The 24,075-nt window shown below is 42.5% G+C and carries 18 protein-coding genes and 1 pseudogene; 8 read left to right on the top strand and 11 right to left on the bottom strand.

Annotated elements, in window-relative coordinates:
• Nucleotides 1–8 precede the first annotated feature (8 nt).
• The 3 genes from H1A14_RS01600 to H1A14_RS01590 are packed head-to-tail and all read right to left on the bottom strand — an operon-like array spanning nt 9 to nt 4,098.
• Entirely contained in the window at nt 9–248 is a 240-nt protein-coding gene (locus H1A14_RS01600) for a hypothetical protein (protein ID WP_194774450.1), read from the bottom strand.
• Entirely contained in the window at nt 245–661 is a 417-nt protein-coding gene (locus H1A14_RS01595; RefSeq protein WP_194774449.1) for an OsmC family protein, read from the bottom strand. Before H1A14_RS01595 ends, H1A14_RS01600 begins: the two co-directional genes overlap by 4 nt.
• Nucleotides 662–717: 56 nt before the next feature.
• Nucleotides 718–4,098: a methylmalonyl-CoA mutase family protein gene (locus H1A14_RS01590; protein WP_194774448.1), complete on the bottom strand. Its 3,381-nt coding sequence runs from the start codon at nt 4,096–4,098 to the stop codon at nt 718–720.
• A gap of 515 nt (nt 4,099–4,613) precedes the next feature.
• On the opposite strand from H1A14_RS01590, the gene H1A14_RS01585 reads away from it, so the two are divergent.
• The 3 genes from H1A14_RS01585 to H1A14_RS01575 all read left to right on the top strand — a co-directional run bounded on the left by H1A14_RS01585 (nt 4,614) and on the right by H1A14_RS01575 (nt 9,303).
• Complete coding sequence (locus tag H1A14_RS01585; protein ID WP_194774447.1) at nt 4,614–5,693, top strand: site-2 protease family protein; 1,080 nt, start codon at nt 4,614–4,616, stop codon at nt 5,691–5,693.
• Nucleotides 5,690–8,335 (top strand): cation-translocating P-type ATPase, encoded by a 2,646-nt coding sequence (locus tag H1A14_RS01580; protein WP_194774446.1) that lies wholly within the window; start codon nt 5,690–5,692, stop codon nt 8,333–8,335. Before H1A14_RS01585 ends, H1A14_RS01580 begins: the two co-directional genes overlap by 4 nt.
• 341 nt (nt 8,336–8,676) lie before the next feature.
• The gene (locus H1A14_RS01575) at nt 8,677–9,303 is read left to right on the top strand and encodes a nitrogen regulation protein NR(II) (RefSeq protein ID WP_194774445.1); all 627 of its coding nucleotides are present in this window, start codon (nt 8,677–8,679) and stop codon (nt 9,301–9,303) included.
• Between the two features lie 73 nt (nt 9,304–9,376).
• On the opposite strand, the gene H1A14_RS01570 is transcribed toward H1A14_RS01575, so the two are convergent.
• The 5 genes from H1A14_RS01570 to H1A14_RS01550 all read right to left on the bottom strand — a co-directional run bounded on the left by H1A14_RS01570 (nt 9,377) and on the right by H1A14_RS01550 (nt 17,861).
• The gene (locus H1A14_RS01570; RefSeq protein ID WP_194774444.1) at nt 9,377–11,131 is read right to left on the bottom strand and encodes an efflux RND transporter periplasmic adaptor subunit; all 1,755 of its coding nucleotides are present in this window, start codon (nt 11,129–11,131) and stop codon (nt 9,377–9,379) included.
• Nucleotides 11,132–11,301: 170 nt separating this feature from the next.
• Complete coding sequence (locus tag H1A14_RS01565) at nt 11,302–12,798, bottom strand: TolC family protein (RefSeq protein WP_194774443.1); 1,497 nt, start codon at nt 12,796–12,798, stop codon at nt 11,302–11,304.
• A complete protein-coding gene (locus H1A14_RS01560; protein ID WP_194774442.1) occupies nt 12,785–13,189 on the bottom strand; it encodes a four helix bundle protein in 405 nt (134 codons plus the stop codon). Before H1A14_RS01560 ends, H1A14_RS01565 begins: the two co-directional genes overlap by 14 nt.
• Before the next feature lie 139 nt (nt 13,190–13,328).
• Nucleotides 13,329–17,204, bottom strand: a complete 3,876-nt coding sequence (locus H1A14_RS01555) for an efflux RND transporter permease subunit (RefSeq protein ID WP_194774441.1) — start codon at nt 17,202–17,204, stop codon at nt 13,329–13,331.
• A 276-nt stretch (nt 17,205–17,480) separates the two neighbouring features.
• Nucleotides 17,481–17,861, bottom strand: coding sequence for a hypothetical protein (locus tag H1A14_RS01550; RefSeq protein WP_194774440.1), 381 nt, complete (start codon nt 17,859–17,861; stop codon nt 17,481–17,483).
• A 405-nt stretch (nt 17,862–18,266) separates the two neighbouring features.
• On the opposite strand from H1A14_RS01550, the pseudogene H1A14_RS01545 reads away from it, so the two are divergent.
• The 4 genes and pseudogenes from H1A14_RS01545 (at nt 18,267) to H1A14_RS01535 (ending at nt 20,426) form a co-directional block, all read left to right on the top strand.
• Nucleotides 18,267–19,120, top strand: a pseudogene (locus tag H1A14_RS01545) (ATP-binding protein).
• A 33-nt stretch (nt 19,121–19,153) separates the two neighbouring features.
• Nucleotides 19,154–19,459 (top strand): hypothetical protein, encoded by a 306-nt coding sequence (locus H1A14_RS23120; RefSeq protein ID WP_228527488.1) that lies wholly within the window; start codon nt 19,154–19,156, stop codon nt 19,457–19,459.
• A 121-nt stretch (nt 19,460–19,580) separates the two neighbouring features.
• Nucleotides 19,581–19,808, top strand: a complete 228-nt coding sequence (locus H1A14_RS01540) for a DUF2905 domain-containing protein (RefSeq protein WP_194774439.1) — start codon at nt 19,581–19,583, stop codon at nt 19,806–19,808.
• A gap of 99 nt (nt 19,809–19,907) precedes the next feature.
• Nucleotides 19,908–20,426 (top strand): hypothetical protein, encoded by a 519-nt coding sequence (locus H1A14_RS01535; protein ID WP_194774438.1) that lies wholly within the window; start codon nt 19,908–19,910, stop codon nt 20,424–20,426.
• Between the two features lie 58 nt (nt 20,427–20,484).
• Here the strand turns inward: H1A14_RS01535 and H1A14_RS01530 are convergent, their stop codons facing one another.
• The 3 genes from H1A14_RS01530 to H1A14_RS01520 all read right to left on the bottom strand — a co-directional run bounded on the left by H1A14_RS01530 (nt 20,485) and on the right by H1A14_RS01520 (nt 23,582).
• The gene (locus H1A14_RS01530) at nt 20,485–21,357 is read right to left on the bottom strand and encodes an SDR family oxidoreductase (protein ID WP_194774437.1); all 873 of its coding nucleotides are present in this window, start codon (nt 21,355–21,357) and stop codon (nt 20,485–20,487) included.
• 84 nt (nt 21,358–21,441) lie between these two features.
• Nucleotides 21,442–22,761 carry an adenosylhomocysteinase gene (gene ahcY / locus H1A14_RS01525; protein WP_194774436.1) on the bottom strand — a complete coding sequence of 440 codons (1,320 nt, stop codon included), beginning with the start codon at nt 22,759–22,761 and terminating at the stop codon, nt 21,442–21,444.
• 65 nt (nt 22,762–22,826) lie between these two features.
• The gene (locus H1A14_RS01520) at nt 22,827–23,582 is read right to left on the bottom strand and encodes a biotin--[acetyl-CoA-carboxylase] ligase (protein WP_194774435.1); all 756 of its coding nucleotides are present in this window, start codon (nt 23,580–23,582) and stop codon (nt 22,827–22,829) included.
• A gap of 87 nt (nt 23,583–23,669) precedes the next feature.
• On the opposite strand from H1A14_RS01520, the gene rsfS reads away from it, so the two are divergent.
• Nucleotides 23,670–24,017 (top strand): ribosome silencing factor, encoded by a 348-nt coding sequence (gene rsfS / locus H1A14_RS01515; protein WP_194774434.1) that lies wholly within the window; start codon nt 23,670–23,672, stop codon nt 24,015–24,017.
• The last annotated feature ends 58 nt before the right edge of the window (nt 24,018–24,075 follow it).

The following is a 24,075-nucleotide window of genomic DNA, read 5'->3' as shown; positions in this document are numbered from 1 at the left end:
TTCTAAAGCTAAAGATTTTCCAGATGTTTTTGAAGGTTTTGCCCCATTTCTTTAAATCTTTTCTTTACATTATTCAAAAAATCCCCGGAAAAAAAAGTTTCGAGATCAACTTCATCCAATATGTCAATTTCTGAGACCTTGTAGGTTTGTTCCAACGGACCAGTTTCAAATTTGATCAAATACTTATTGTTCCAGGCAAAAATGCTTACCCGGATATCTTCCACAAAAATTTCTTTGACTACTCTCATGACGGTCTTCTCACCTCCGATTTGAATGTGATGGTTGATTTGATGGAAGAGGCTACAGAGCAATACTTTTCTACGGAAAGGGCGACTACTTTAGCAAACTCCTCTTCTTTGGCATCAGGTGAAACCAAAACGAATTTCAGGTCAATGTGAACATAGTAAGCGGGGATGCCATCGTTTCGAGTACCCTCAAGCTCCACAAAAAAGTCATCGATCTGGCGCCTTTTTTTCCTCATCATCAAGACTGCATCTACAGAGGCGCATCCGCCCAAAGCGGACAAAAGCAAATCCATGGGAGATTGAGCCCTCTTCTGTGGGGCGTCATACATATCAATCGCCACAGTATTTCCCTGAAGGTTTTTTGCCTCGTATTCGTAATCTCCCTGCATGCGGACGGTTACATTTCTTTTGGACATGATTTTAAGGTTTTGGATTCAAGAAAATTTTTATTGATAAATTCATTTTCACTTTCTTACATATTTCTACGGTATTGACCCCCTACTTCATACAAGGCATGGGTAATTTGCCCGAGCGAACATGCTTTTGAAGCATCCATCAATTTCTCAAATATATTTTGGTTTTGAACAGCCGCTTCCTGAAGTTCGTTCAGCAACAGCCTGGCTTTCTCTTCGTTTCTCCTGTGCAATTGATTTAGGGTTTGTATCTGCACCTCTTTTTCTTCAGGTCTTGCTCTAATTACTTCTCCAGGTGTCACCGTAGGCGATCCTTCCGATGATAAAAAGGTATTTACGCCAACAATAGGGTACTCTCCACTGTGCTTGAGCATTTCATAATGCAAGCTTTCTTCTTGGATTTTCCCTCTTTGATACATGGTCTCCATGGCACCTAAGACCCCACCCCGCTCAGTAATGCGATCAAATTCCAGGTAAACAGCCTCTTCCACAAGATCTGTCAGTTCCTCTATGATAAAGGCCCCTTGGGTGGGGTTTTCGTTTTTGGCCAGCCCCAGTTCTTTGTTGATGATCAGCTGAATGGCCATTGCCCTTCTCACAGAAGCTTCAGTGGGCGTAGTGATGGCCTCATCATAGGCATTGGTGTGGAGAGAATTGCAATTGTCATAAATCGCATACAAAGCCTGCAGTGTAGTCCGGATATCATTGAAGTCTATTTCCTGTGCATGTAGAGACCTACCTGATGTCTGAATGTGGTATTTTAGCATCTGCGACCTTTCATTGGCCTGGTATTTCAGTTTCATCGCCTTGGCCCAAATCCTTCTTGCCACCCTTCCTATAACAGCATATTCCGGATCGATGCCATTTGAAAAAAAGAAAGATAAATTGGGAGCAAACTCGTTGATATTCATACCTCTGGAAACATAGTATTCCACATAGGTGAATCCATTGGAAAGCGTAAGGGCCAACTGGGTGATCGGATTGGCACCGGCCTCGGCAATGTGGTATCCTGAGATAGACACCGAATAAAAATTCCTGACTTTATGATCGATAAAATATTGCTGTACATCTCCCATCAGCCGAAGTGAAAATTCAGTAGAGAAAATGCAGGTATTTTGGGCCTGATCTTCTTTTAAAATGTCAGCCTGTACAGTACCGCGTACTTTAGAAAGGGTATCCTCTTTGATTCTTTCATAGATCTCTATAGGCAAAACCTGATCTCCAGTGACTCCGAGTAGCATCAATCCCAATCCATCATTGCCTTCGGGAACATCGGCTTGGTACTCTGGTTGGATGGAGCCGTTGTTTTGATAAATTTCTTGGATCTTGGCTTTGACAGTGTCCACCAATCCTTCTTTCCTGATGTACAATTCACATTGCTGGTCAATGGCCGCATTCATGAAAAAAGCTGTCATGGTGGCAGCCGGTCCATTGATGGTCATTGAGACTGAGGTCATAGGATCTGCAAGGTTGAAGCCGGAATACAGCTTTTTGGCATCATCGAGGCAACAGATATTCACCCCTGAATTCCCGATTTTACCAAAGATATCCGGTCGGTAATCGGGATCCTCTCCATACAAGGTCACTGAATCGAAAGCAGTCGATAGCCGCTTGGCCGGCATCCCTTTTGACACATAATGAAATCGCTTGTTGGTCCTTTCTGGTCCTCCTTCCCCCGCAAACATCCGAGTGGGATCTTCACCCTCTCGCTTGAATGGGAAGACTCCCGCGGTGTAAGGGAATTCTCCGGGCACATTTTCCCTCAGCCCCCATTTGAGCAGGTCGCCCCAGGCCTCATATTTGGGTAATGCTACCTTTGGAATCTGGGAGTTTGATAAAGAAGTATAATGGTTTTTGATCTTTATTTCCTTTTCTCTTACTTTGAAAGTAAAGAATTCCTCTTTGTATTTTTCCGCTTTTAGAGGCCATTCCTCCAACCATTTTTTGTTTTTGGGATCCAAATCCAAAGCTACTTGGGCACTTAGTGCTGTCAATCCTTCAGCGATGAACTCCTTATTTTCTAGGGAAGAATCTTCTAAGGTATGAATGGCCTGTTCAATGCCATATAATTTTTGGGCAATTGCCTTTTGTTCTTCCACCCATTGATCATATGCCCGGTTGTTTTCCGCTATTTCAGAGAGGTAACGGGTTCTCGCCGGCGGAATGATGAATATTTTCTCAGACATTTCACTGCCTGTATCAAGGTTGGTTTTAAGGTCCACCCCTGTTTTTTCCACAAGCTTCTTGATGATGGCCGAATACAATCTGTTCATCCCGGGATCATTGAATTGTGAGGCAATGGTACCAAAAACCGGAAGATCCTCTTCTTGTACTTCCCAAAGGTTGTGGTTGCGTTTGTATTGCTTTTTGACATCTCTCAAAGCATCCTGAGCGCCTCTTTTGTCGAATTTATTGAGCGCAATAATATCTGCAAAATCCAGCATGTCAATTTTCTCCAGCTGTGTGGCCGCACCGTATTCCGGTGTCATCACATAGAGAGACAGGTCAGAATGCTCCACGATCTCGGTGTCGGATTGACCGATTCCGGAAGTTTCCAAGATAATTAGATCAAATTGTGCAGCTTTCACAATGTCGACCGCATCCTGTACATACTTGGAAAGTGCCAGGTTGGATTGTCGAGTAGCAAGAGAACGCATATATACTTGAGGATGATGGATGGCATTCATCCTTATCCTATCTCCTAGAAGTGCCCCTCCTGTTTTTCTTTTGGATGGATCCACCGAAATGATGGCGATGGATTTGTCTCCAAAATCTGCCAAAAACCTTCTGACCAATTCATCCACAAGAGAAGATTTACCAGCTCCCCCAGTACCTGTGATGCCGAGAACTGGAATTTTAAGTTCAGCAGCATTTATTTTCATGGTTTCCAGGAAATTTTTGCTTTCCTCAGGGTAATTCTCCGCTGCTGAAATCATCCTGGCGATAGCCTGCCTATCTGATTTTTTTAAGGTCCCATTGGCCTTCACATTTTGTCCAACAGGAAAATCGGATTGCTGAACCAAATCGTTGATCATGCCCTGTAAACCCATGGACCTACCATCATCTGGAGAATATATGCGGGCAATACCATACTCATGCAGCTCTTTGATTTCTTCAGGAAGTATTGTTCCTCCTCCACCTCCAAAAATCTTGATATGTCCTGCCTCTTTTTCCTGGAGTAGATCATACATGTATTTGAAAAATTCCACGTGTCCCCCTTGGTATGAGGTGATGGCAATGGCCTGCACATCTTCCTGAATGGCGCAATCCACTATTTCCTGGACGTTTCGGTTGTGTCCTAGATGAATCACCTCACAGCCTGTAGCTTGGATAATCCTTCGCATGATGTTGATGGCAGCATCGTGTCCATCAAACAAAGAGGCTGCGGTAACTAACCTGATGTGGTGCTTGGGTTTATAAATAGTTTGGATATCTGACATGATATTTGGGTTTTAGTGCAGTCAATTAGATGTAACTACAAAACAGGAGGTTTCAAATTGAATTTTCTTGAACTTCGAATGCGAATATAAGAAATTTACAGAAAAAGCGTTTGCAAGTCTTGTCCAGAATTCAAAATTTTATTTTGCCAAAATTCATAAATCGTTTAATTTTTAGATTCTAAGAAAAAATAAAAGACTCCATTCCAAATTATATGGGAGCAATTACTTTTAGCCATTATTTCTCTGCTAAATGATAAATGTCATGGTTTTCGGAAGAGATTAAGCTTTACTTTAGATCTGTAAAGAAAAGACCAAAAGGCTTTTCATGATTCCTTGGTGGACCATAGCCGAAATCAACCGAAATCAGCTGCTATGAACTTCATAAAAGCCAGATGGTTTTTTGCTATCAGTGGCAATTTTTGATTAAATTCAAAATGGTTGGCAGTCGTTGGTCAAGAGTACCAAAATCTGATAACCGATTAATTGGCAACATTTTAATCCTAATTTCCATTGCTATGAAATTCTCCCTTTATCTCGGTACTTTTCGTCAAGTCAAAGTATTTATCCACTGGACCTTTTCCTTGTTGCTCCTTTGGATCATCATCTCCAACTTAAGAGCGGGGGCTCCTACCGAAGACATTCTCTGGACCATTTTATTTGTTTTGGCTTTGTTTTTTTGTGTGATTCTTCATGAATTTGGACATGCTTTGGCCGCGCAGCGGTATGGAATTGGTACAAAAGACATCACCCTATTGCCAATTGGTGGACTGGCCAGGCTGGAGAAAATGCCGGAAGATCCTAAGCAAGAACTATGGGTAGCCCTAGCGGGGCCTCTGGTCAACGTGGTGATTTTCATTTTCCTTTCCATTGCCCTATCCATAACTGGATTTAATTTGGAAAACCTGGAGGAATTGAAAATCAATGGAAATACCATTATCCTTTTTCTGGCTTCAGCCAATTTAATATTGGCGCTTTTCAACATGCTCCCGGCTTTCCCCATGGATGGTGGAAGGGTGCTTAGGGCATTTTTAGCCATTAAGTTGCCCAGACACAAAGCCACCCAGATAGCAGGCAGTATTGGTCAGATGCTGGCCATTGTATTCGTTTTTTATGGTTTGTTCAACAACCCTATTTTGGTATTGATTGGAATTTTCATCTTTCTGGGCGCAGGTGCAGAAGTATCTCACACCCAACAGGAAAGCTTTCTAAAAGGCTATAAAGTAAAGGATGCTATGATGATGAAATTCCAGTTGCTGAGTTATGATGCCCCCTTGTCCAAGGCAGTGGAAAAACTATTAAACAGCCAAGCTACCCATTTTGTCGTAGTCAAGGATGATGTGGCAGTGGGTACACTTAGCAGAAATGAGATCATCAAAGGCCTAAAAGACCACAATGAAAATGCCGCGGTGGAATTGGTTGCCGATTTTTCACCTTTAAAAATTGAAGCGGAACAAAACCTGGATCAGGCTTGGCGAAGCATGATGAGTAAAAATCGAAAAGTTGCATTTGTGGTAGAAAATGGACACTTTTTGTGCATTCTGGATCAAGAAAATGTTTCTGAATTTATCATGGTCAAGTCTGCGCTTCAAAAATGATCTACGATAATTTACATCCCTCCCAAATTTCAGCAAAAAAGTTGTTAAGTCAACTTGAAAGCTCAGAGGAGGGTTTACGGGAAGAGGTTGTAAAGCAGAGGCTGGTTAAGTTTGGCCCAAATTCAATCCCGGATCCAGGGAGAATTCCAATATGGAAAATTATCCTCAAGCAGTTTACCAATCTGATGGTATATATTCTTTTGGTAGCCGCAGGAATTTCATTCCTTACTGGCCACTATGTGGATGTTTGGGTCATCTTGGCCATCATCTGGATCAATGCAATCATCGGATTTATTCAGGAATACAAAGCTGAAGGAGCCGTTGCGGCCTTAAAGGGGCTTTTGGTCACCAAGTGCAAGGTGATCCGGTCAGGAAATCTTCAAACCATAGATCCCAAAAAATTGGTACCCGGAGATATAATTGTCCTGGAGGAAGGAGATATGATTCCCGCCGATGCCCGAATCATCACATGTAAAAATGCCAGATGTACTGAGGCTTCACTGACCGGTGAAGCTTTGCCTGTGGAGAAACAGCCAAATGAATTGCTTGGGACTGTGCCCTTGGCCGAGATGAGGAATATGGTATGGAAAAGTACTTTCCTGGCAAGTGGGTCCGTCACAGCTGTGGTCACTGCCACAGGTTTAAAAAGCCAAATTGGAGAGATTGCTTTTACCCTCACCACCATCAAATCTCCGAAAACCAATTTTCAGATCAAAACGGATAAACTTGCCAGGCAAATGGCTTTCATCGCCATAGCAAGTGCTGTTTCTCTATTTTCGGTAGCCTATTTTTTCCAAGAATTGCCTATCAGTGAAATCCTACTGATTTCAATTGCCGCACTTGTCTCCTCCATTCCTGAAGGATTACCTGCTGTCCTTTCTATCGTTTTGGCGATTGGGGCATTTAGAATGTCAAAAAAAAACGCCATCATCAGGGAATTTTCAGCCACTGAGAGCCTAGGATCGGTCAGTACCATCGTGACAGACAAAACAGGTACACTGACGCAAAATACCATGACCATCAAAAAAATCTGGATACCTGAAAGTGAGGATGTCGAAGTCACAGGTGAAGGTTGGGAAGCTGATGGGGATTTATTGAGAAAAGAAAACACCACAGCCTCATTGGAAAACTTGTTGGAAGTGGCGGCACATTGCCACCATGCTGCCATAAAAAAGGATGAAAATGGAAAAATCCAAATCACTGGAGATCCTACTGAAGCAGCCTTTTTGGTATTGGCAAAAAAAGCAGGCAAATCAAAAACACTGGAAATCAAAGCAGATTTCGCCTTTAGTTCAGAGACCAAATACCGGTCCACTTGGGTGAAAAAGCAAGGAAGAGACATTCAATTCTTTATTGGTGCCCCCGAGCATCTTTTGGAAATATGTGATCGCTTTCAAAGTGGGTCCGGTGGTAGTCAAAACTTGGATAAGGAAGCTCGGGAATCCATTAAGGAACACATTAGTAAATGGTCGAAGGAAAGCCTGCGCGTCTTGGCCCTGGCGGTAAAAGAAGGTGAACCAACGGAAGATTTTCCTATTAACTTGGAATTCGTTGGTTTAGCGGGGATGATGGACCCACCAAGGCCTGGAGTGTTGGAAGCCATAGCGTCTTGCCACAAAGCAGGAATCCGGGTTATCATGGCCACGGGGGACCATTCAGAAACGGCCCTTGCCATTGGAAAAAAGGTAGGTATCGTGCTGCCTGGGAGAGACCTTGCCTATTCAGATGCCCAGCTTCAATCTATGGATGAAGCGGAATTTGATCAGGCAGTTCAAAAAGCAGACATTTTTTCCAGATTGACCCCATTAATGAAACTGCGGATTGCCCAGTCCCTACAAAAAAAAGGGGAATTGGTAGCGATGACTGGAGATGGTGTCAATGACGCACCTGCCTTGAAACAAGCTAATGTAGGTGTCTCGATGGGGATCATGGGAACGGATGTAGCAAGAGATGCATCCATGATGGTTCTGGCGGATGATAATTTTGCCACTATAGTGCATGCGGTGGAACAAGGGAGAATTGTATTTAACAATGCAAGGAGGACAAGTTTCTTTTTGGTAACTACCAATTTTGCGGAAATTTTGACCTTAATCAGTGCTGTAGCTTTGGGTATGGCCATGCCGCTTACCGCCACCCAAATCCTTTGGATAAATTTGGTGACAGATGGATTCTGTGACAAAGCATTGGCTACAGAAAAAGGTCAAGGCAATGAACTGAATTCCAAACCTTTACACCCTAGTGAAAACATTCTTAGCCAAAATATTTTGCCGTATTTATTGATCAACTGCGTCATCATGACCGGATTGGCCATCACTGCTTTTTTGGTCTATCAACCTTATGGGATAGAAAAGGCCAGAACCATGGTTTTCCTGGTCATTGCTTTCACCCAGCTGTTTAATGCCTTCAATATGCGGAATCTGAGAGGATCTACTTTTAAAATAGGGATTTTTAGTAACAAATGGCTTAATTATGCTCTTTTGGTATCTGTTCTGATACAAGTGATCATTATAGAAATTCCTTTTTTTGCCAATCTCTTTGAATTTAAACAGGTATCCTTTTGGGAGTATTTGAGTTGGATAGCTTTGTCTTCACTAGTTTTCTGGATCATTGAATTGTACAAGCGCATTTTTCCACCGAATTGAATGACTAAATTACTCCCTTTGACTTTTACCGAATGAAGTACAATTTAAAACAGCGCATTAAATAGTAACATTTATGTTTTTAGATTCATTTACTTAAATGAGAAGACAACTTAAAATTAAATTTTTTATTGAAATAATTACTTAATTACAAACTCTTGTTGTTGAATAATCAACGTATTTACCTGATTTAATGTGCTTTATTTACAAAAGAGTTGACTTCATGGATTTTTTTTATTTTCAACACAATAAAATTTTACAAGATCATTTTTTTGCATTTTAAATATTTTATTTTGTTGTTTAAATTTTTTCCTTATTTTAGCATAATATCTCACCCAAGAAATATGACAACCCAACAATTGACTTATCCAATATCACAAGACTTGATGAATTCAAGTCAGTTTTTTGTTGTGATATTAGATTTAGATGGTAAAATCACTTACAAAAATGGTTTATTTGACACCCATTTTTCAAACGATCACCACAAACAAGATTTTGAACAATACCTTCACCCAGATCTTCAAGAAGCTTTTCACAAACTCTTCAGAGCCTGTCAAAAAAATTCTTCGGGGCATTTCAAAATATTATTGAACCGAACTGATTCCGAAAAAAAGGAGCTGGTATGGAACAAATGGGAATTCTCTACCATTCCCAATGACAAGGGCGGAAGCAGGTCTGTTTTAGGGATTGGTTTTGATTTGGATGATTCCAAAAACTCAAGCAATGAAAGTGACCTTTTGACCCGTCAAAGTGAATTTTTAAGGCAATTGACTTTCAATCAATCCCATTTGATGCGGTCTAGACTTGCGAATATCATTGGCCTGCTTAATATTATGGACAATAAATTTGTCGATTCAGAAACCACCTCCTTTCTCAAAATGATCAAAGATGAGGCTCAAAAGCTTGATGAAGTCATTAAAGACAGCATCTACCACTCCAGCATCCTGGATTTCAATTCCTTAGAGAAATAAATTTCAAAGTGACGAAAGGCTAAATGTAACTATTGAATTTTGGTAACCACAGCTACAATGGCTTACCAATTAGTCAGTGTGCGTGCGTTTTGGCTCTGCTGTTTTCTTCCCTTGCCATAACCCGCTGCCCTGCTGAGTAAACCTCTTTTACTTCACCACAAGTCAACATTTGGTCACCGAAATAGGGATTTCTGACCTCTTTTTCGAAACTTAACCAATAGGCTCCATTGTCCCTGAAAGCCATTGGGCAGTATTGGCGGTATACAGCATCTCCAGTGATACCAAAATATTCAACTGCTTCAATCACCTGATTTGAAAGTACTTCAAAATGTTTCCTTTGCTCTTCTATTTCCATGGTCTTTCCCAAGTCATCCATACTGCTTTTCATTGGCCTTAAAAGCGCCATCCATGTATCATGGGCTTGACCTTCCAATAGACCCATATCCACTTTTTCCAATGCGCTCATGGTCTTAGATAGGTGACTATTGACTGCTTGAGCATCAGATTTTACCAAAGCATCTTTGATCTCAGTATAATGTATGACAAGCTGGGTCAATTGATTCGAAAATGCCTCAGGCACCTCTAAAGATTTGACCTTAGCCTGGCTCATCATACTATAGTTGCCTGAAAGCTGGGCAGCGGCATCAATGGAAAAAAGGCCATTGCTCACCACTTCCTCACCATCTCTCAAACCGGACTCCAGAAGATAATTGTCTCCCACCCTATTGCCGAGTATAACTTCCCGCATTTCAAAAGCCGGTGCATTTTTATCTCCAACCTGAACGTAAACAACGGCTCGAGGCCCTGTCCATAAAACGGCAGATTTGGGAATGAGTAAACCTTTTTCCTGATCGGCCCTGGTTTGAATGGTGGCAGACACAAACATTTCCGGTTTCAATTGCAATCCGGGATTAGGTGCTTCAGCCCGGATGGCTACTGTCCGGGTACCTACGTTTAAAATGGGGTCAATATAGGTAATGGTTGCCTTGTACTCCTTCCCCGGATAGGCGGCCACTTGAAAAGTAAGGGAATCTCCTCTTTTCAAAGCCGACAAGTCTGATTCGTAAGCATCAAGAACCACCCAAACTTGGTTCAAATCAATGATTTCAAACAAGACGGATCCCCTATTGATGAAATCTCCTACCGCCACATTTCGGCCTGTTACAACACCTGAAACATCGGCGTAGATGTCGAATTGTGTTCTCACTTCTCCCTTGGCCTCTATGGCGGCAATTTGTTCTTCTGAGATATTCCATAACCTCAGTTTTTCTTTGGCAGCCCGATATAGAGAAGGTTGACGTTCTTTGATCTTGGCAGTTTCTAAAAGCTCCTTCTGGGCATTGACCAATTCCGGGGAATACAAGGTGGCCAGTTTCTGACCTTTTCTAACCTCCTCGCCTGTAAAACTAACAAACAGAGCGTCTATCCTGCCTGAAAAATTGGCCGTTAGGCTCTTGATTCTTTTTTCATTGGGCTGAATTTTACCGCTAAGTTGAACTTTTGAACCCGTTTCGCCTGATTTTACCTGAGTGGTCATTACATTGGATAGGGCGACTGCTTCAGGACTCATTTCCAGTACATAGGGGCTTGAATCTGTCTTTTTTTGGCTTGCCGGCGTAAGGGCCATTCCACAGAGGGGACATTGCCCTGGCTCATTTTGTCGGATTTGGGGATGCATAGAACAGGTGTATTCTACTCCGTCCTCGTCAATATGGGTGTGTTCGCGATCAGGATGTTTTCCCCCCCCACCTCGAACCAACCAGCCCATGACTCCTCCAAAAAACAGGCAGCCGATAATTATGATAAGTATATTCCTCTTTGTGCTCATTGTTTCAAAATCAATTGTTTAATTAATTATATCAAATTTAGCTATTCGGGGATACTGTGTATTGGTGGTACACAGGCCCAATAATTAAGATACAGTTTCAATTTCGTCTCCATTTGTTTCATATTAGTTTGAATCCAATGGATCCTCCTAGTTCCTAAAGCCATCTAAGGTCATAGCCCCACCAAGGTTTCTAATCTAGCAAATGCAATTTCCCTTTCGATGCTAGTATTCAGCGCATTGAGCCTGAAGTCCAGAAGTTCTCGTTGAATAATTAAAATTTCCTCGAAGGAGCTACCTTCAGTGGCATATGAAGTGACGGAGAGCTCCAAAGTCTGTTCGGTCAACTCAATCTGTTCTTCCAAAAGCCTGATTTTTCTATCAGCATCTTTGATGGATGCCAATAGGGTTTCGAACTCGGTTATCAATGACAGCTGCAAATCTTCTTTTTGACTTTCGTTGGCTTCCATATAAAATTTGGATTCGGCCTCAGCAGCTTTATACCTTTTCCGGTAAATCGGCAGGGTAACAGTGGCCATCGGCATAAACATGTTGTTGCCCATACCGGCAGGCATATAGTCCATGCCATTCAATCCCCCCGGCACACCCATTTCTGGCCTGGGCGAAAACATCATGTAGTTCAAGCCCAACCCAAACATCGGTTTGCCCTCCAGTTTGGCCATCTCCCCTTGTTTTTGGTAAGCCAATCCTTCTTTTTCCAGCATCAGCATCATGGGATTGGTATTTAAGATTTCTTCCAGCAAAGCTACTTCCCAGCCCAATTCTTTCTGCGTGGAAATTGCGGTTTCGAATACAACCGTTTCGTCTTTATCTCTGCCCATCAACTGATTAAATCGAGCCAATAATGGCTTTTTGTCCACTTCCATCTGGCCTAAATCACTCTCAAGGGCCTTGATCTGCACCTGTAGCCGAAGTACATCAGTCAATTTTCCCGAACCGACACCTGAACCCATACCAGTCATGGTTGACGCACCCCCTGTAGATGGATTCATTCCAGGTGATCTATTTTGACTGTTACTCCCCATTCCCATTCCATCTGAAGTATTGGCCTGACCATTTCTAGCCTGACTCCTTACGGCATTCGATACCGAAGACACTGCCTCAGAAGTATTCCCTCCCTGATAACGGATGATGGCCAATTCCTCTAAGGACTTCATAATCTCCAGGTTATCTTTGGTAACTTCAATGGTATTCTGCAATTGCTGCAGCTGGAAATAGGTCTCCTTAACCTGAAAAAGGATCAAATTTCTTTGTTGTCGGAAATCCTCATACCTTGCCTCTGCCATTAAGGTAGCTTCATCCTTCTGAGCCTTCAACATCCCAAACCAAGGAAACATTTGCATCACGGAGGCCTCCGCCCGCTGATTTCCCATCAAAAGCTCCATGGGTCGTGTGAACACACCAATATTCAACTGAGGATTCTCTAAACTTACCTGATTAACTTTTTCTAGGTTAGCTCGATAGCTATTAAAGGAGGATTGAAGTGAAGGGTTGTTGTCAATGGCTATTTCGAGGTAGTTGTTTAGGGTTTGGGTGTTTGAATGAAATATGGTAGAAATAAATAGAAATAGGGTTGATATAATTTTTAGCACCAGTCTTTTATTCGCATAGGTGGCTTTTCGGAATGCGGTGAGATTAACCCTTTTCATTTGAACCTCCTTTCTTGGATTGGTAAGTTTTAGTAATCGTGTTGTTCAGTTTAATTTGTAGAGGTTTGTGGATGGCACAGATTTCTTTCCATTCTTCAGAAACGACAATCCCTCTTTCAAAGCCTAAATCCAACCAGTGCTCTTTCCTTTCAGACAATGAAGCTCTTGCTATAAAATAAAAACGGGCCTTTTCTAAATAATGATACCGACCATATCCCTCCGCAATATTCGCCCCAACTGAGTCTACGGATTCCAGCATCTGATCACCCCAAACTTTCTTCTCTTGGTATGAAAGTCGTGTATATATTTTCCAAGCAAATGATGAGAGCTTTCTTGCCAACTGGTAAATTTCCAAATTCACAAGTGGAATAAATTTCTTTTTCTCTTCCATATCATTTTTTTTAAATTACTTCTCGTTACCGCCAAAAGCATTATTCAACTTTATTTCTCGAATTATATTTCACTGAGGGTATATTTCAACCCTATTTCGCGAAGCATATTTCAACTATATTTCACCCAACACATATCAACTAATATCTATGTTTTCTTACCTGAAATTCTTTATACTTTCCATACAGCACCGGGACTATAAATAAAGATATAAGCGCTACGGTCATCCCCCCAAATGCAGGAATGGCCATAGGAATCATGATATCGGAACCGCGACCGGAACTGGTCAATATCGGCAGTAAGGCCAATAAAGTGGTCGCTGAGGTCATCAGGCAAGGTCTCACTCTTTTAAGTCCGGCTTCCAATACAGCATTACGTACTTCCTGCACATTACCAGGTTGGATTCGTTCAAAACTTTGCTTCAAATAGGTGCCCATCACCACCCCATCATCCGTGGCTATGCCGAATAAGGCTATAAAACCTACCCAAACAGCGACAGAAAGATTGAACGTGCGCATTTGAAAGAGCTCCCGCATATTGGTTCCCATCAAGCTGAAATCAAAAAACCAACCCTGACCGTAGAGCCAAAGCATTAAGAAACCTCCTGAAAAGGCCATGGCTATGGCAGTGAATATCATCAATACCATGGCTGTAGATCGGAACTGAAAATACAGTATCAGAAAGATCAAAGCCAAAGAGAGCGGAATCACGATGGCCAACCGCTTCTCTGCACGGATTTGGTTTTCGTAGCTGCCTGAGAAGGTGAAGGAAACACCCTGAGGCACTTGCAGGTTGCCGGAATTGATTTGATTTTGGATATAGGCCCGTGCTTCATCTACTACGTTGCCCTCAGCAAAACCTTCTCTTTTATCAAAAAGGACATATCCGACCAAGAAAGTATTTTCCCCTCGGATCATCATGGGGCCAGGTCGATAGTTGATCTCAGCAAGTTGTCCCAATGGGATTTGTGTCCCCTCTGGCGTGCTGACCAATATGCGGCTTAAAGCCTCAGGATCATCCCTATACTCACGAGCATATCTGGCACGGATGGCATAGCGTTCACGGCCCTCCACCGTGGTGCTTAGTGTCATTCCCCCTACTGCCACTTCAATCAATTCCTGTACATCAGCCACATTCAGTCCGTATCTTCCGAGCCTAGTCCTGTCCAGGTCTATCTCCAGGTAGGGTTTGCCCAATGAACGGTCTGCAAATACCGCCTCCGCTTTCACCGACGGTACTTCCTTAAGCAAAGCTTCCAGTTTTAGGCTGAAATTCTCTATGGTCTCCAAATCGGGCCCAAAAACTTTCATTCCCATAGGGGCACGCATCCCGGTCTGTAACATGACCAAGCGGGTCTCTATGGGCTGGAGTTTTGGGGCTGAAGTTACTCCTGGAATGTTGGAGGTACGCAGTTGGATCTCATCCCAGATATCGTCCGGGGTGCGAATTTCATCCCGCCATTGACGGAAGTATTGCCCTCTTCTTTCATCGCGAACCAAATACTTGGCAACATTTCTTTCCACTGCCTTCCTTTGGGATTCTTCCATAAGTTGGTCATCCTCATCCCAGACAGCTCCATCCCTGCGGTCATACCACCAATATTTACCGATTAACTGAATCTGATAATTACCATCACCATCCACCTTGAAGCGAAGTTTTTGGGCATTTTCATCTTGCAGGTATTCAGACTTGTAATTGATGATGTTTTCATACATCGACATTGGCGCAGGATCCAATGGGCTTTCGGCCCTCCCTGCTTTTCCTACCACCATTTCTACTTCTGGAATCGCCTGTACCAACATGTCCAATTGCTTTACAATCTGCATATTTGCTTCTACCCCGGAATGGGGCATGGAAGTGGGCATCAAAAGAAAAGAACCTTCATTCAGAGCAGGCATAAATTCTTTGCCCAATCCTGGAAGGGCATGGGTAAGTCCGGACCAAACTGAAGTGGTACGGATATTCCAACCTACCTGATCAAAGCCTTTGGCCACAAAGCCAAATACACTATGGAAGCCCAACCAGATGTTAAGAGCGAAAAGGATAATTAAGGCAGGAATAAGTAGAAAAACCCTGGCATGTTCCAGACACCATTTCAGCATCTGGGCATAGAACCGAATAAAAAGTAAGAAAAGTCCCAACACCAACCCGAGGACCAATCCAATAAACAGGAAGTTAACCAGTACCGATTGGGTAAGGCCCAAAGGCCGCCATTCGCCGGCCAAAAGGACCGAAACTGTTACCACAGCAATCCACATAGCAACTTGGTTTTTATACCGTCCCTCTTGTGTTTGCTTTGGGAAGAAATGATGGATCAGGTAGTTGGCAGCAAATAGTAGCAACACCCAGCCAGCCCATGGGAAATAGAAGAGCAGGATCAAACCAGCTATTGCCATCAGCCCGTTGAGGATGGTTTTATAGTTTTTGGATTTGACTTTGACCCCAAAAACCCAATGGGCAAATGCTGGCATAAATACCAAGGTGAAAATCAATGCCGCCACCAAGGCAAATGTCTTGGTATAGGCCAAAGGCCCAAAGAGCTTACCTTCTGCGGCCTGAAGGGTAAATACTGGTAAAAAGCTGACGATGGTGGTCATCACCGCAGTAAGGATGGCCGATCCTACCTCGGTGGTTGCGTCATAAATGACCTGGAGTTTGGTCTTTTTTTCATCCGATTCCTCCAAATGCCTCAGGATATTCTCGTTCAGAATGATCCCTAAATCCACCATTGTCCCGATGGCAATGGCAATTCCTGATAAGGCCACTATGTTGGCATCAACACCAACATACTTCATCATGATGAAGCACATCAGTACGGCCAGTGGCAAAAGCGCCGAAATCAACAAGGAAGCCCTTAAATTATACACCATCACCATGATCACAATAATGGTGATCAGGATTTGCAAGCTGATGGCTTCATTCAGGGTATTTAGTGTTTCTTTAATCAGGCCTGAACGGTCATAGAAAGGAACAATGGTTACCTTGGAAACCGTACCGTCTTCAAGGGTCTTACTTGGCAGTCCCGGAGAAATTTCGTCTATTTTGGCTTTGATGGCATCAATAACCTGAAGTGGATTGTCCCCATATCTGGCCACAACCACACCCCCTACCGCTTCAGCACCTCCTTTGTCCAGAATGGCGCGCTCAGCCCGACTGGCTGGTCCGATGTTTACCTTGGCAATATCCCTGATCCTGAGAGGAACATTCTCGGTCATCTTGACCACTGCCAGTTCTATATCAGTCAGGTTTTTTACATACCCTAATCCCCTGACAATATATTCCACTTGGTTGATTTCAATGGTATTGGCCCCCACGTCGAGATTGGATTGCTTGATGGCATTCATCACTTCCATCATGGACACACTGTGGGCCCGCATGGCCACCGGATCCAAATCAACTTGGTACTCTTTTACATGGCCTCCAATACTGGCCACCTCTGCTACCCCCTCAGTACCCGCCAACCCGTATTTCACATAATAATCCTGTACACTTCTCAATTCATGCAAGTCCCAGCCACCTGCTGGCTGACCCGCTTCATCCCTTCCCTCAAGCGTATAAAAATAAACCTGACCGAGTCCGGTGGCATCAGGACCTAACTTGGGTTGGACCCCTTCCGGAAGCAGGTTTGATGGAAGTGAGCTCAACTTCTCCAGAACCCTTGATCGGCTCCAATAAAATTCCACATCCTCATCAAATATGAGGTAAATGGAGGAGAAGCCAAACATGGAGGTACTTCTGATGGATTTCACTCCCGGCATACCCAATAATGAAGCCGTCAAAGGATAAGTGATCTGATCTTCCACATCCTGTGGAGAGCGTCCCATCCATTCTGTAAAAACAATCTGTTGATTTTCACCAATGTCAGGAATGGCATCTACCGGAACAGGATCATTGGGCAGGAAGCCTGTGTTCCAGTTGAAGGGTGCAGTCACGATCCCCCATCCAACGACGAGCAGCAGGAGGATGACGGTCACCAGTTTGTTTTCAAGGAAAAACTTGATAATATTATTTAACATAGAATAAGCTGTTAAATCTGTATGAAGTGATACTCATTGATATGAGTAAATATTAGGATATTGAGGCTGTTTTCAATGACAATGGTTCAATAGTGCAAAAACCACCTGAGACTGGGATGCTCTTAGAAATTGGGAAAGGAACCTGTCAGGGTTTGAAAACCTAAAGAGGTTCAATCTGAAAATCTCTGTAGAACATTATGAGTCATAGAATTGAATCCACTATGTTTTTGCGCCTTTGCATGAAATGCTAGCAGCCTTTTGGGGAGCAACAAAAAATCATATCAGGAATACCTGACAAAAAATATAGATCGGAGTATTGTGAATTATTGGGGGTGAGGTATCTGCAAATGATGTTTTTTCAATTGCTTCAAGGATACCTGATGTGTAAGCCACATAAGAAGACGGTACTATGTTATCCAAATTTAAAGGCTGAAAATCCAATATATGGAATGCCTGCTGATCGGTGTTGGGCAGGTCAAAACTGGATACATCATCACAACAACCGGGCATTGGCACTTCGGAACCACAGCAGGTTTTGCTTTCGGCATACAGGTTGATCCTTTCAAAACCACCTTCACAAAAATGCATGGAATAGCTTAACCCTGCGTTAAAAAACACATAGAAAACAAGGAGTGCTATTTTGATAAATTGCTTCACGATAAATGGTTACGCAACAAAAGTAATAAAGTTCAACGACTTAAATGTACAGAATTTTTGGAAGAGTTTGTAACAAAGGCAATTTTTAGCCGCTAAAACACCAATGACACTGGATGTTTTTACCACGAAATATCTCTCAGATTTACCTAAACTTGAGTATTTCAAGTTACGACAAAGTGTTTGTGGGTTTTAAAAAAAGTTGTTTGGCTCAAAGTGGTACAATGGCTTATTCATACATCAAATTTACAATCCCAATTAATCTACTATCTATGCTCTCACATTTTCGCTTATTGAAATAAGCATTTTAATTTATTTTTTACTTATTTCAATAAGCTATTAAACTTATTTTTTGCTTGTTAAAACAAGTAATCTAATAAAAATTTGCTTATTCAAACAAGCATAAATATGGAATCCATTGATGAAAAATTTCTGAAGAAAATTGATTCCACTTCCCTGGATTTTGTCCGAAGTATAATCGATAAAATCCGCTGGGAGGCAAGGTTGATCGGTATCAAAGGGCCAAGGGGGGTTGGAAAGACCACCCTGCTGCTTCAATACATCAAGAAAAACTTACCCATTGACCATACCACTTTATTTGTAAGTTTGGACAATATCTGGTTTTCCCAAAACAGCTTGGTGGATCTCGTGGATTATTTTGTAAAAGAGGTGGCAAATACCTTTTCCTTGACGAGGTGCACAAATACTCCAATTGGTCTATAGAGATCAAAAACATCTACGATGATTACCCAGAGCTAAAGGTCGTATTCACAGGCTCCTCCATGCTGGAAATCTTCAACACAAGGACAGACCTCAGCAGAAGGGCGGTAATCTACCACATGCAGGGTTTGTTTTTCAGGGAGTTTCTGGCCATCAAGACCGGACATGAATTTCCAATACTTATATTGGAAGACCTGCTTCAAAACCACGTCGCCCTGTCAAGAGAGGTACTCAAGAAGGTAAAACCTTTGGAGCATTTTGCCGCTTACCTGAACCACGGCTACTTTCCTTTTTTCCAGGAGGTGCCTGCCCTGTACCATCAACGCCTGGAAGAGGTGGTGAACATGACCTTGGAGATTGAATTGCCTCTGCTGAGGAATGTTGACATTTCCTACATTTCCAAACTGAAGCATTTGCTCCATATCATTTCAGAATCAGTACCCTTTATACCTAACGTGAGCAAACTCAGTGAGCGCATCGGCATCAATAGGAATACTTTGGTGAGTTACCTCTTTTTCCTGCAAGAGGCCCATCTGACATAGAACCTTTATAAGGACATCAGGGGCATCACACAGATGCAGAAGCCTGAGAAAATCTACCTGGAAAACACCAATTTCCAATTTGCCTTCACGCCGAAAAATGCAAACTTAGGCAATCTGAGAGAAACCTTCTTCATCAATCAGCTTGCTTACGCCCATACGGTAGAGTATGTCAAGGATGGGGATTTTAGGATCAATGGAAAATACCATTTCGAGGTGGGTGGCAAAAATAAAACTTCTGAGCAGATCCAAGGTGTCAAAAACAGCTTTATTGCAGCAGATGACATCGAATATGGAAATCCAAAAAAAATTCCGCTTTGGTTGTTTGGGTTTTTGTATTGAGTTGGGCCGTTTGCCATTTTTAAAGGGAGGATGGATTAAAATTGATTAAATTCACTCTTAAAGACTTCCATCCTCCCTTTTTTATTTTGAAATTTGATTTATTGACATCGAATGACTCTTTATGGAAAACCAACTCGCAAAAGGTTTGATGACATTGGGATTGATACTCTTGATAATAGGAGCCCTATTTTATTTTTTCCAAGGAAAGAGCATTGGTTTAGGCAGGCTACCTGGAGATTTCCGTATCGAAAAGGAAAACTTCAGCATGTATATCCCCATCACCTCCATGTTGCTGCTTTCTCTCTTGGTCACCCTTATTCTTTTCATTATTAGGAAATTAGGTATTTGATTGATCAAGGCTGGGAAAATGATTTTCTATTTTTATGAAAAAAATGGATTTTTCTAAAATTTAGCACTTAATTCACACTTTGTTTAATACCCATTTTTGATGAAAAAGATAATTTGTTTGGCAGGCCTGTTTTTGGGTCTGGCCTGGAATGTGGCGATGGCACAGGACAAAGTAGAAATTTTGGAAGCTTCCCTGGATTATGCTTTGGCCCAATTGAACGAGGATTATGAAATGCTTTTGGATTTTACCTATCCAGGCATCATCTCCAGTGTAGGAGGGAGGAATGCCATGGAAAAGACACTGATCCAAGTGAACCAAACCCAGAAAACCAAAGGGAAATTTCTGATTGATTATCGGGTAAAAGAAGCCACGGTCACCAAACTCGTGGGCGAAGAATTTCATGCACTGATCCCGATCACTACCGTCACGCAGGTACCGGGTGGCAAAATTACTACAGAATCAGTCTTGATTGGTGTGCTGTCTATTCCTGACCATAGATGGTATTTTATAGAAACGGCCACACTCACAGAAAGAAACATACCCAAAGTCTTGCCGCAATGGGATTTTACCCTAAACCTCCCATTGAAAAAAGCGCCGGTGTTTAAGGAAGAAAGATAAATTCAAAGATTCCTAATCTTCCATTTGGCTTTCAGATAGCCCCAAATGACCTTGGGGCTCATCCCTTTTTTCCTCTGCTCGCTTCCAGCATGTCCCACATTTCCTGGGGTATGGCGTCGAGGTTGTTGAATTCTCCGGCACCCATCAGCCATTCTCCACCGTCTATGGTCATGACCTCCCCGTTGACATAAGCAGAAAAATCCGAGACCAGATAGGCAGCCAGATTCGCCAATTCCTGGTGGTCTCCTACCCTTCCCACGGGTACTTTTTTGGCCGGGTCAAACTTCTTTACCAAATCCCCGGGAAGCAATCTGCTCCATGCCCCTTCGGTGGGAAACGGGCCCGGTGCGATGGCATTGGACCTGATGTTGTACTTGGCCCACTCCACAGCGAGTGATCGGGTCATAGCCAACACGCCTGCTTTGGCTGCGGCACTAGGTACCACATATCCAGATCCTGTCCATGCGTAAGTAGTCACCACATTCAGGAAGGTACCGGCTTGTTTCTCTTTGATCCAATGCTTCCCTGCGGTAAGGGTCACATTGGCAGATCCCTTAAGGACGATATCCAAGACTGTGCTGAAAGCATTGGCGGATAATCGTTCTGTTGGACTGATGAAATTACCTGCTGCATTGTTGAGCACCACATCTACTTTACCAAAGTGGGCCACAGCTTGGTCAAACATTTTTTCCACCTGATCGATTTCCCTGACATCACAGGTCAAGGGCAAAACCTCCCCACCAAAACTTCCTTCCATTTCTTTGGCGGTCTGCTCCAGAACGTCCAATTTTCTGCTGGTAATGACCAATTTGGCCCCTAATTTCAAAAAGTAGGAACCCATTGATTTGCCCAGTCCAGTTCCTCCCCCTGTAATCAAGATGACTTTGCCATTTAAAGCTCCATCCCGGAGCATGCCTTCTGTATAGCTCATGTAGATATATTTTGGATCTGTTTTATATTTACCCAATAAACAAAAAAACCGCTGAAAAGCGGTTCTTTATGATGGTTAATTTTATTAGTATCTGTAATACTCCGGTTTGAACGGTCCTTCTTTGGGCACCCCGATGTAGCTCGCCTGATCTTCTGAGAGCTCATCAAGTTCCACACCCAATTTCGCTAAATGAAGCGCTGCCACTTTTTCATCCAAGTGTTTTGGCAACACAAAAACTCCGGGCTCATATTGATCAGTGTTTGTCCATAGCTCAATCTGGGCCAAAGTCTGATTGGTAAAGGAGTTGGACATCACAAAAGACGGATGGCCTGTCGCACAGCCCAAATTGACCAACCTGCCCTCTGCCAGTACGACTACATCCTTGCCGTCAATGTTGTATAGGTCCACTTGGGGTTTGATGACATCTTTAGTCTGGCCATAGTTTTTATTGAGCCAAGCCATGTCAATTTCATTGTCAAAGTGGCCGATGTTACATACAATGGCTTTATCTTTCAATGACCTGAAATGGGCTTCTTTGATGATGTCTTTGTTGCCAGTGGCAGTCACTACAATGTCAGCTTCTTTTACTGCATCCAGCATCTTCTTGACAGCAAAACCATCCATGGCGGCTTGAAGCGCACAGATAGGGTCAATTTCAGAAACAATCACCCGAGCTCCGGCACCTCTTAAAGAGGCTGCAGAACCTTTTCCTACGTCACCATATCCAGCTACTACGGCTACTTTTCCAGCCATCATCACATCAGTAGCTCTTCTGATTGCATCTACCAGCGATTCTTTACAGCCATATTTGTTATCAAATTTCGATTTGGTCACCGAGTCATTCACATTGATGGCAGGCATGGGTAGCGTTCCGTTCTTCATCCTTTCGTAAAGGCGGTGAACACCGGTTGTGGTTTCTTCAGAAAGCCCCTTAATTCCTCCAACCAATTCTGGATAATTATCGAAAACCATATTGGTCAGGTCTCCCCCATCGTCAAGAATCATGTTCAGTGGTTTTTGCTCTTCTCCAAAAAACAAAGTTTGTTCAATGCACCAATCAAATTCCTCGGCAGTCATCCCTTTCCAGGCATACACAGAGATACCTGCTGCTGCGATGGCGGCGGCGGCATGGTCCTGAGTAGAAAATATATTACAAGATGACCAAGTCACCTCTGCCCCTAAAGCAATCAGGGTTTCTATCAAAACAGCAGTTTGAATGGTCATGTGTAGGCAGCCAGCTATCCTGGCACCTTTTAGGGGCTGACTTGGACCATATTCTTCCCTTAAAGCCATCAAACCAGGCATTTCAGCTTCGGCCAAACGAATCTCTTTGCGTCCCCATTCGGCCAAAGAAATGTCCTTTACCTTAAATTCGATGAATTTTTTTGATTTTGTTTCTGACATGTTTTTAAATTAAATAGTAAAAGTACAAATATATTGATTCCCTTAACTAATTGAAAATTATCGTTCTACAAAAACTTAACTTCTTTGAAGGCATAGTGTTTCACCTCTTTGTTTCTGTGTTCAACCATAAGTTTGCCTTGTGCGGTCACACCCGTGATTTTTCCTTCAAAAACCTTCCCGTCATCAAACATGCGCCATTTCTCATGATCCAAAAGATGGTGCAGGTACCGTCTTCTCATTGCCCCCACATCCTGTTTTTTAAGGCGGATATAATATTGCTCTATCCGGCTGATCAACACCTTAAAGAGTTCCCATAAATCCCATTCACTTCCCGTCAATTTAGCAACCGATGTTGGGCCTTCAAAATCAAAATCCCTTTGGTTCACGTTTAATCCTATGCCCACCACTGCAGATTCAATTCCTTTGTTGCTTATTGAGTTTTCAATTAGAATACCTCCCAGTTTGTAGCCCGTCTCATGCACAATATCATTGGGCCATTTCAGTCTCACTCCGGAGCAATAATCATCCAAAGCATCCTTAATGGCCAGGGAAATAGCAATGTTTAGGTCAAATTGTTCGGTAGCATCCATAAACAAAGGAGTCAATACCAAAGAAAAAGTCAGATTCTTTCCAGCTTGGCTGTGCCATTCAGTTCCCCTTTGCCCTCGACCTCCTGTCTGATGATCGGTATAGATGATCGTACCCTCTTTGGCCTCTTTGCGTTTATATAAATCAACGGCAAAGTCATTGGTAGAATGACACTCTGGCAGACAAATGATATCTTTCCCCAAAAAAATGGTATTGGCAAGGATTTTATACATTTATAAATTGATAAATTGTTGCTCAATAAAGAAAATTAACATTTTATTGTAAATAGATCCAAATTGATTCAAAATTAAAGAATAAATATGACAGCAGAATCGCTGAGTAAAATAATCGTAGAAGGAATGGAAGAAAAAAAAGCTTCCGATATAGTGGTCATGGATCTAAGAAAAGTCAAAAATGCATTTACTGATTTTTTTGTGATTTGTTCCGGTAACTCTGACACCCAAATTGAAGCCATAGCTGACGCCATTGAAGAAAAGGTAATGAAAGTCAGTCAGGAAAAACCCTATAAAAGCGAAGGCAAAAACAACCTACAATGGATCCTAATCGATTATGTAAATGTGGTAGCCCATGTCTTCTTAAAAGAAAAACGGGCTTTTTACGGATTGGAGGAACTTTGGGGTGATGCTAAAGTGAATCATATTAGTTAATTTAGTGTGAACTTTCATGCATTGAATGCGTTGTTAATAAGCCTTTGGCATAAATAGA

This window comes from Pararhodonellum marinum (assembly GCF_015354735.1).
Lineage (GTDB): Bacteria > Bacteroidota > Bacteroidia > Cytophagales > Cyclobacteriaceae > Pararhodonellum > Pararhodonellum marinum.
This window is presented reverse-complemented; position numbering and strand designations above follow the sequence as displayed.

Bases quoted from the DNA above. Each gene is read 5' to 3' on its own strand.
- ahcY (WP_194774436.1), bottom strand. From the start codon at position 22,761: ATGTCAGAAACAAAATCAAAAAAATTCATCGAATTTAAGGTAAAGGAC.
- H1A14_RS01535 (WP_194774438.1), top strand. From the start codon at position 19,908: ATGAAAAAGATAATTTGTTTGGCAGGCCTGTTTTTGGGTCTGGCCTGG.
- H1A14_RS01575 (WP_194774445.1), top strand. From the start codon at position 8,677: ATGACAACCCAACAATTGACTTATCCAATATCACAAGACTTGATGAAT.
- H1A14_RS01590 (WP_194774448.1), bottom strand. From the start codon at position 4,098: ATGTCAGATATCCAAACTATTTATAAACCCAAGCACCACATCAGGTTA.
- H1A14_RS01570 (WP_194774444.1), bottom strand. From the start codon at position 11,131: ATGAGCACAAAGAGGAATATACTTATCATAATTATCGGCTGCCTGTTT.
- H1A14_RS01555 (WP_194774441.1), bottom strand. From the start codon at position 17,204: ATGTTAAATAATATTATCAAGTTTTTCCTTGAAAACAAACTGGTGACC.
- H1A14_RS01560 (WP_194774442.1), bottom strand. From the start codon at position 13,189: ATGGAAGAGAAAAAGAAATTTATTCCACTTGTGAATTTGGAAATTTAC.
- H1A14_RS01540 (WP_194774439.1), top strand. From the start codon at position 19,581: ATGGAAAACCAACTCGCAAAAGGTTTGATGACATTGGGATTGATACTC.
- rsfS (WP_194774434.1), top strand. From the start codon at position 23,670: ATGACAGCAGAATCGCTGAGTAAAATAATCGTAGAAGGAATGGAAGAA.
- H1A14_RS01600 (WP_194774450.1), bottom strand. From the start codon at position 248: ATGAGAGTAGTCAAAGAAATTTTTGTGGAAGATATCCGGGTAAGCATT.
- H1A14_RS01530 (WP_194774437.1), bottom strand. From the start codon at position 21,357: ATGAGCTATACAGAAGGCATGCTCCGGGATGGAGCTTTAAATGGCAAA.
- H1A14_RS01585 (WP_194774447.1), top strand. From the start codon at position 4,614: ATGAAATTCTCCCTTTATCTCGGTACTTTTCGTCAAGTCAAAGTATTT.
- H1A14_RS23120 (WP_228527488.1), top strand. From the start codon at position 19,154: ATGCAGAAGCCTGAGAAAATCTACCTGGAAAACACCAATTTCCAATTT.
- H1A14_RS01520 (WP_194774435.1), bottom strand. From the start codon at position 23,582: ATGTATAAAATCCTTGCCAATACCATTTTTTTGGGGAAAGATATCATT.
- H1A14_RS01580 (WP_194774446.1), top strand. From the start codon at position 5,690: ATGATCTACGATAATTTACATCCCTCCCAAATTTCAGCAAAAAAGTTG.
- H1A14_RS01595 (WP_194774449.1), bottom strand. From the start codon at position 661: ATGTCCAAAAGAAATGTAACCGTCCGCATGCAGGGAGATTACGAATAC.
- H1A14_RS01565 (WP_194774443.1), bottom strand. From the start codon at position 12,798: ATGAAAAGGGTTAATCTCACCGCATTCCGAAAAGCCACCTATGCGAAT.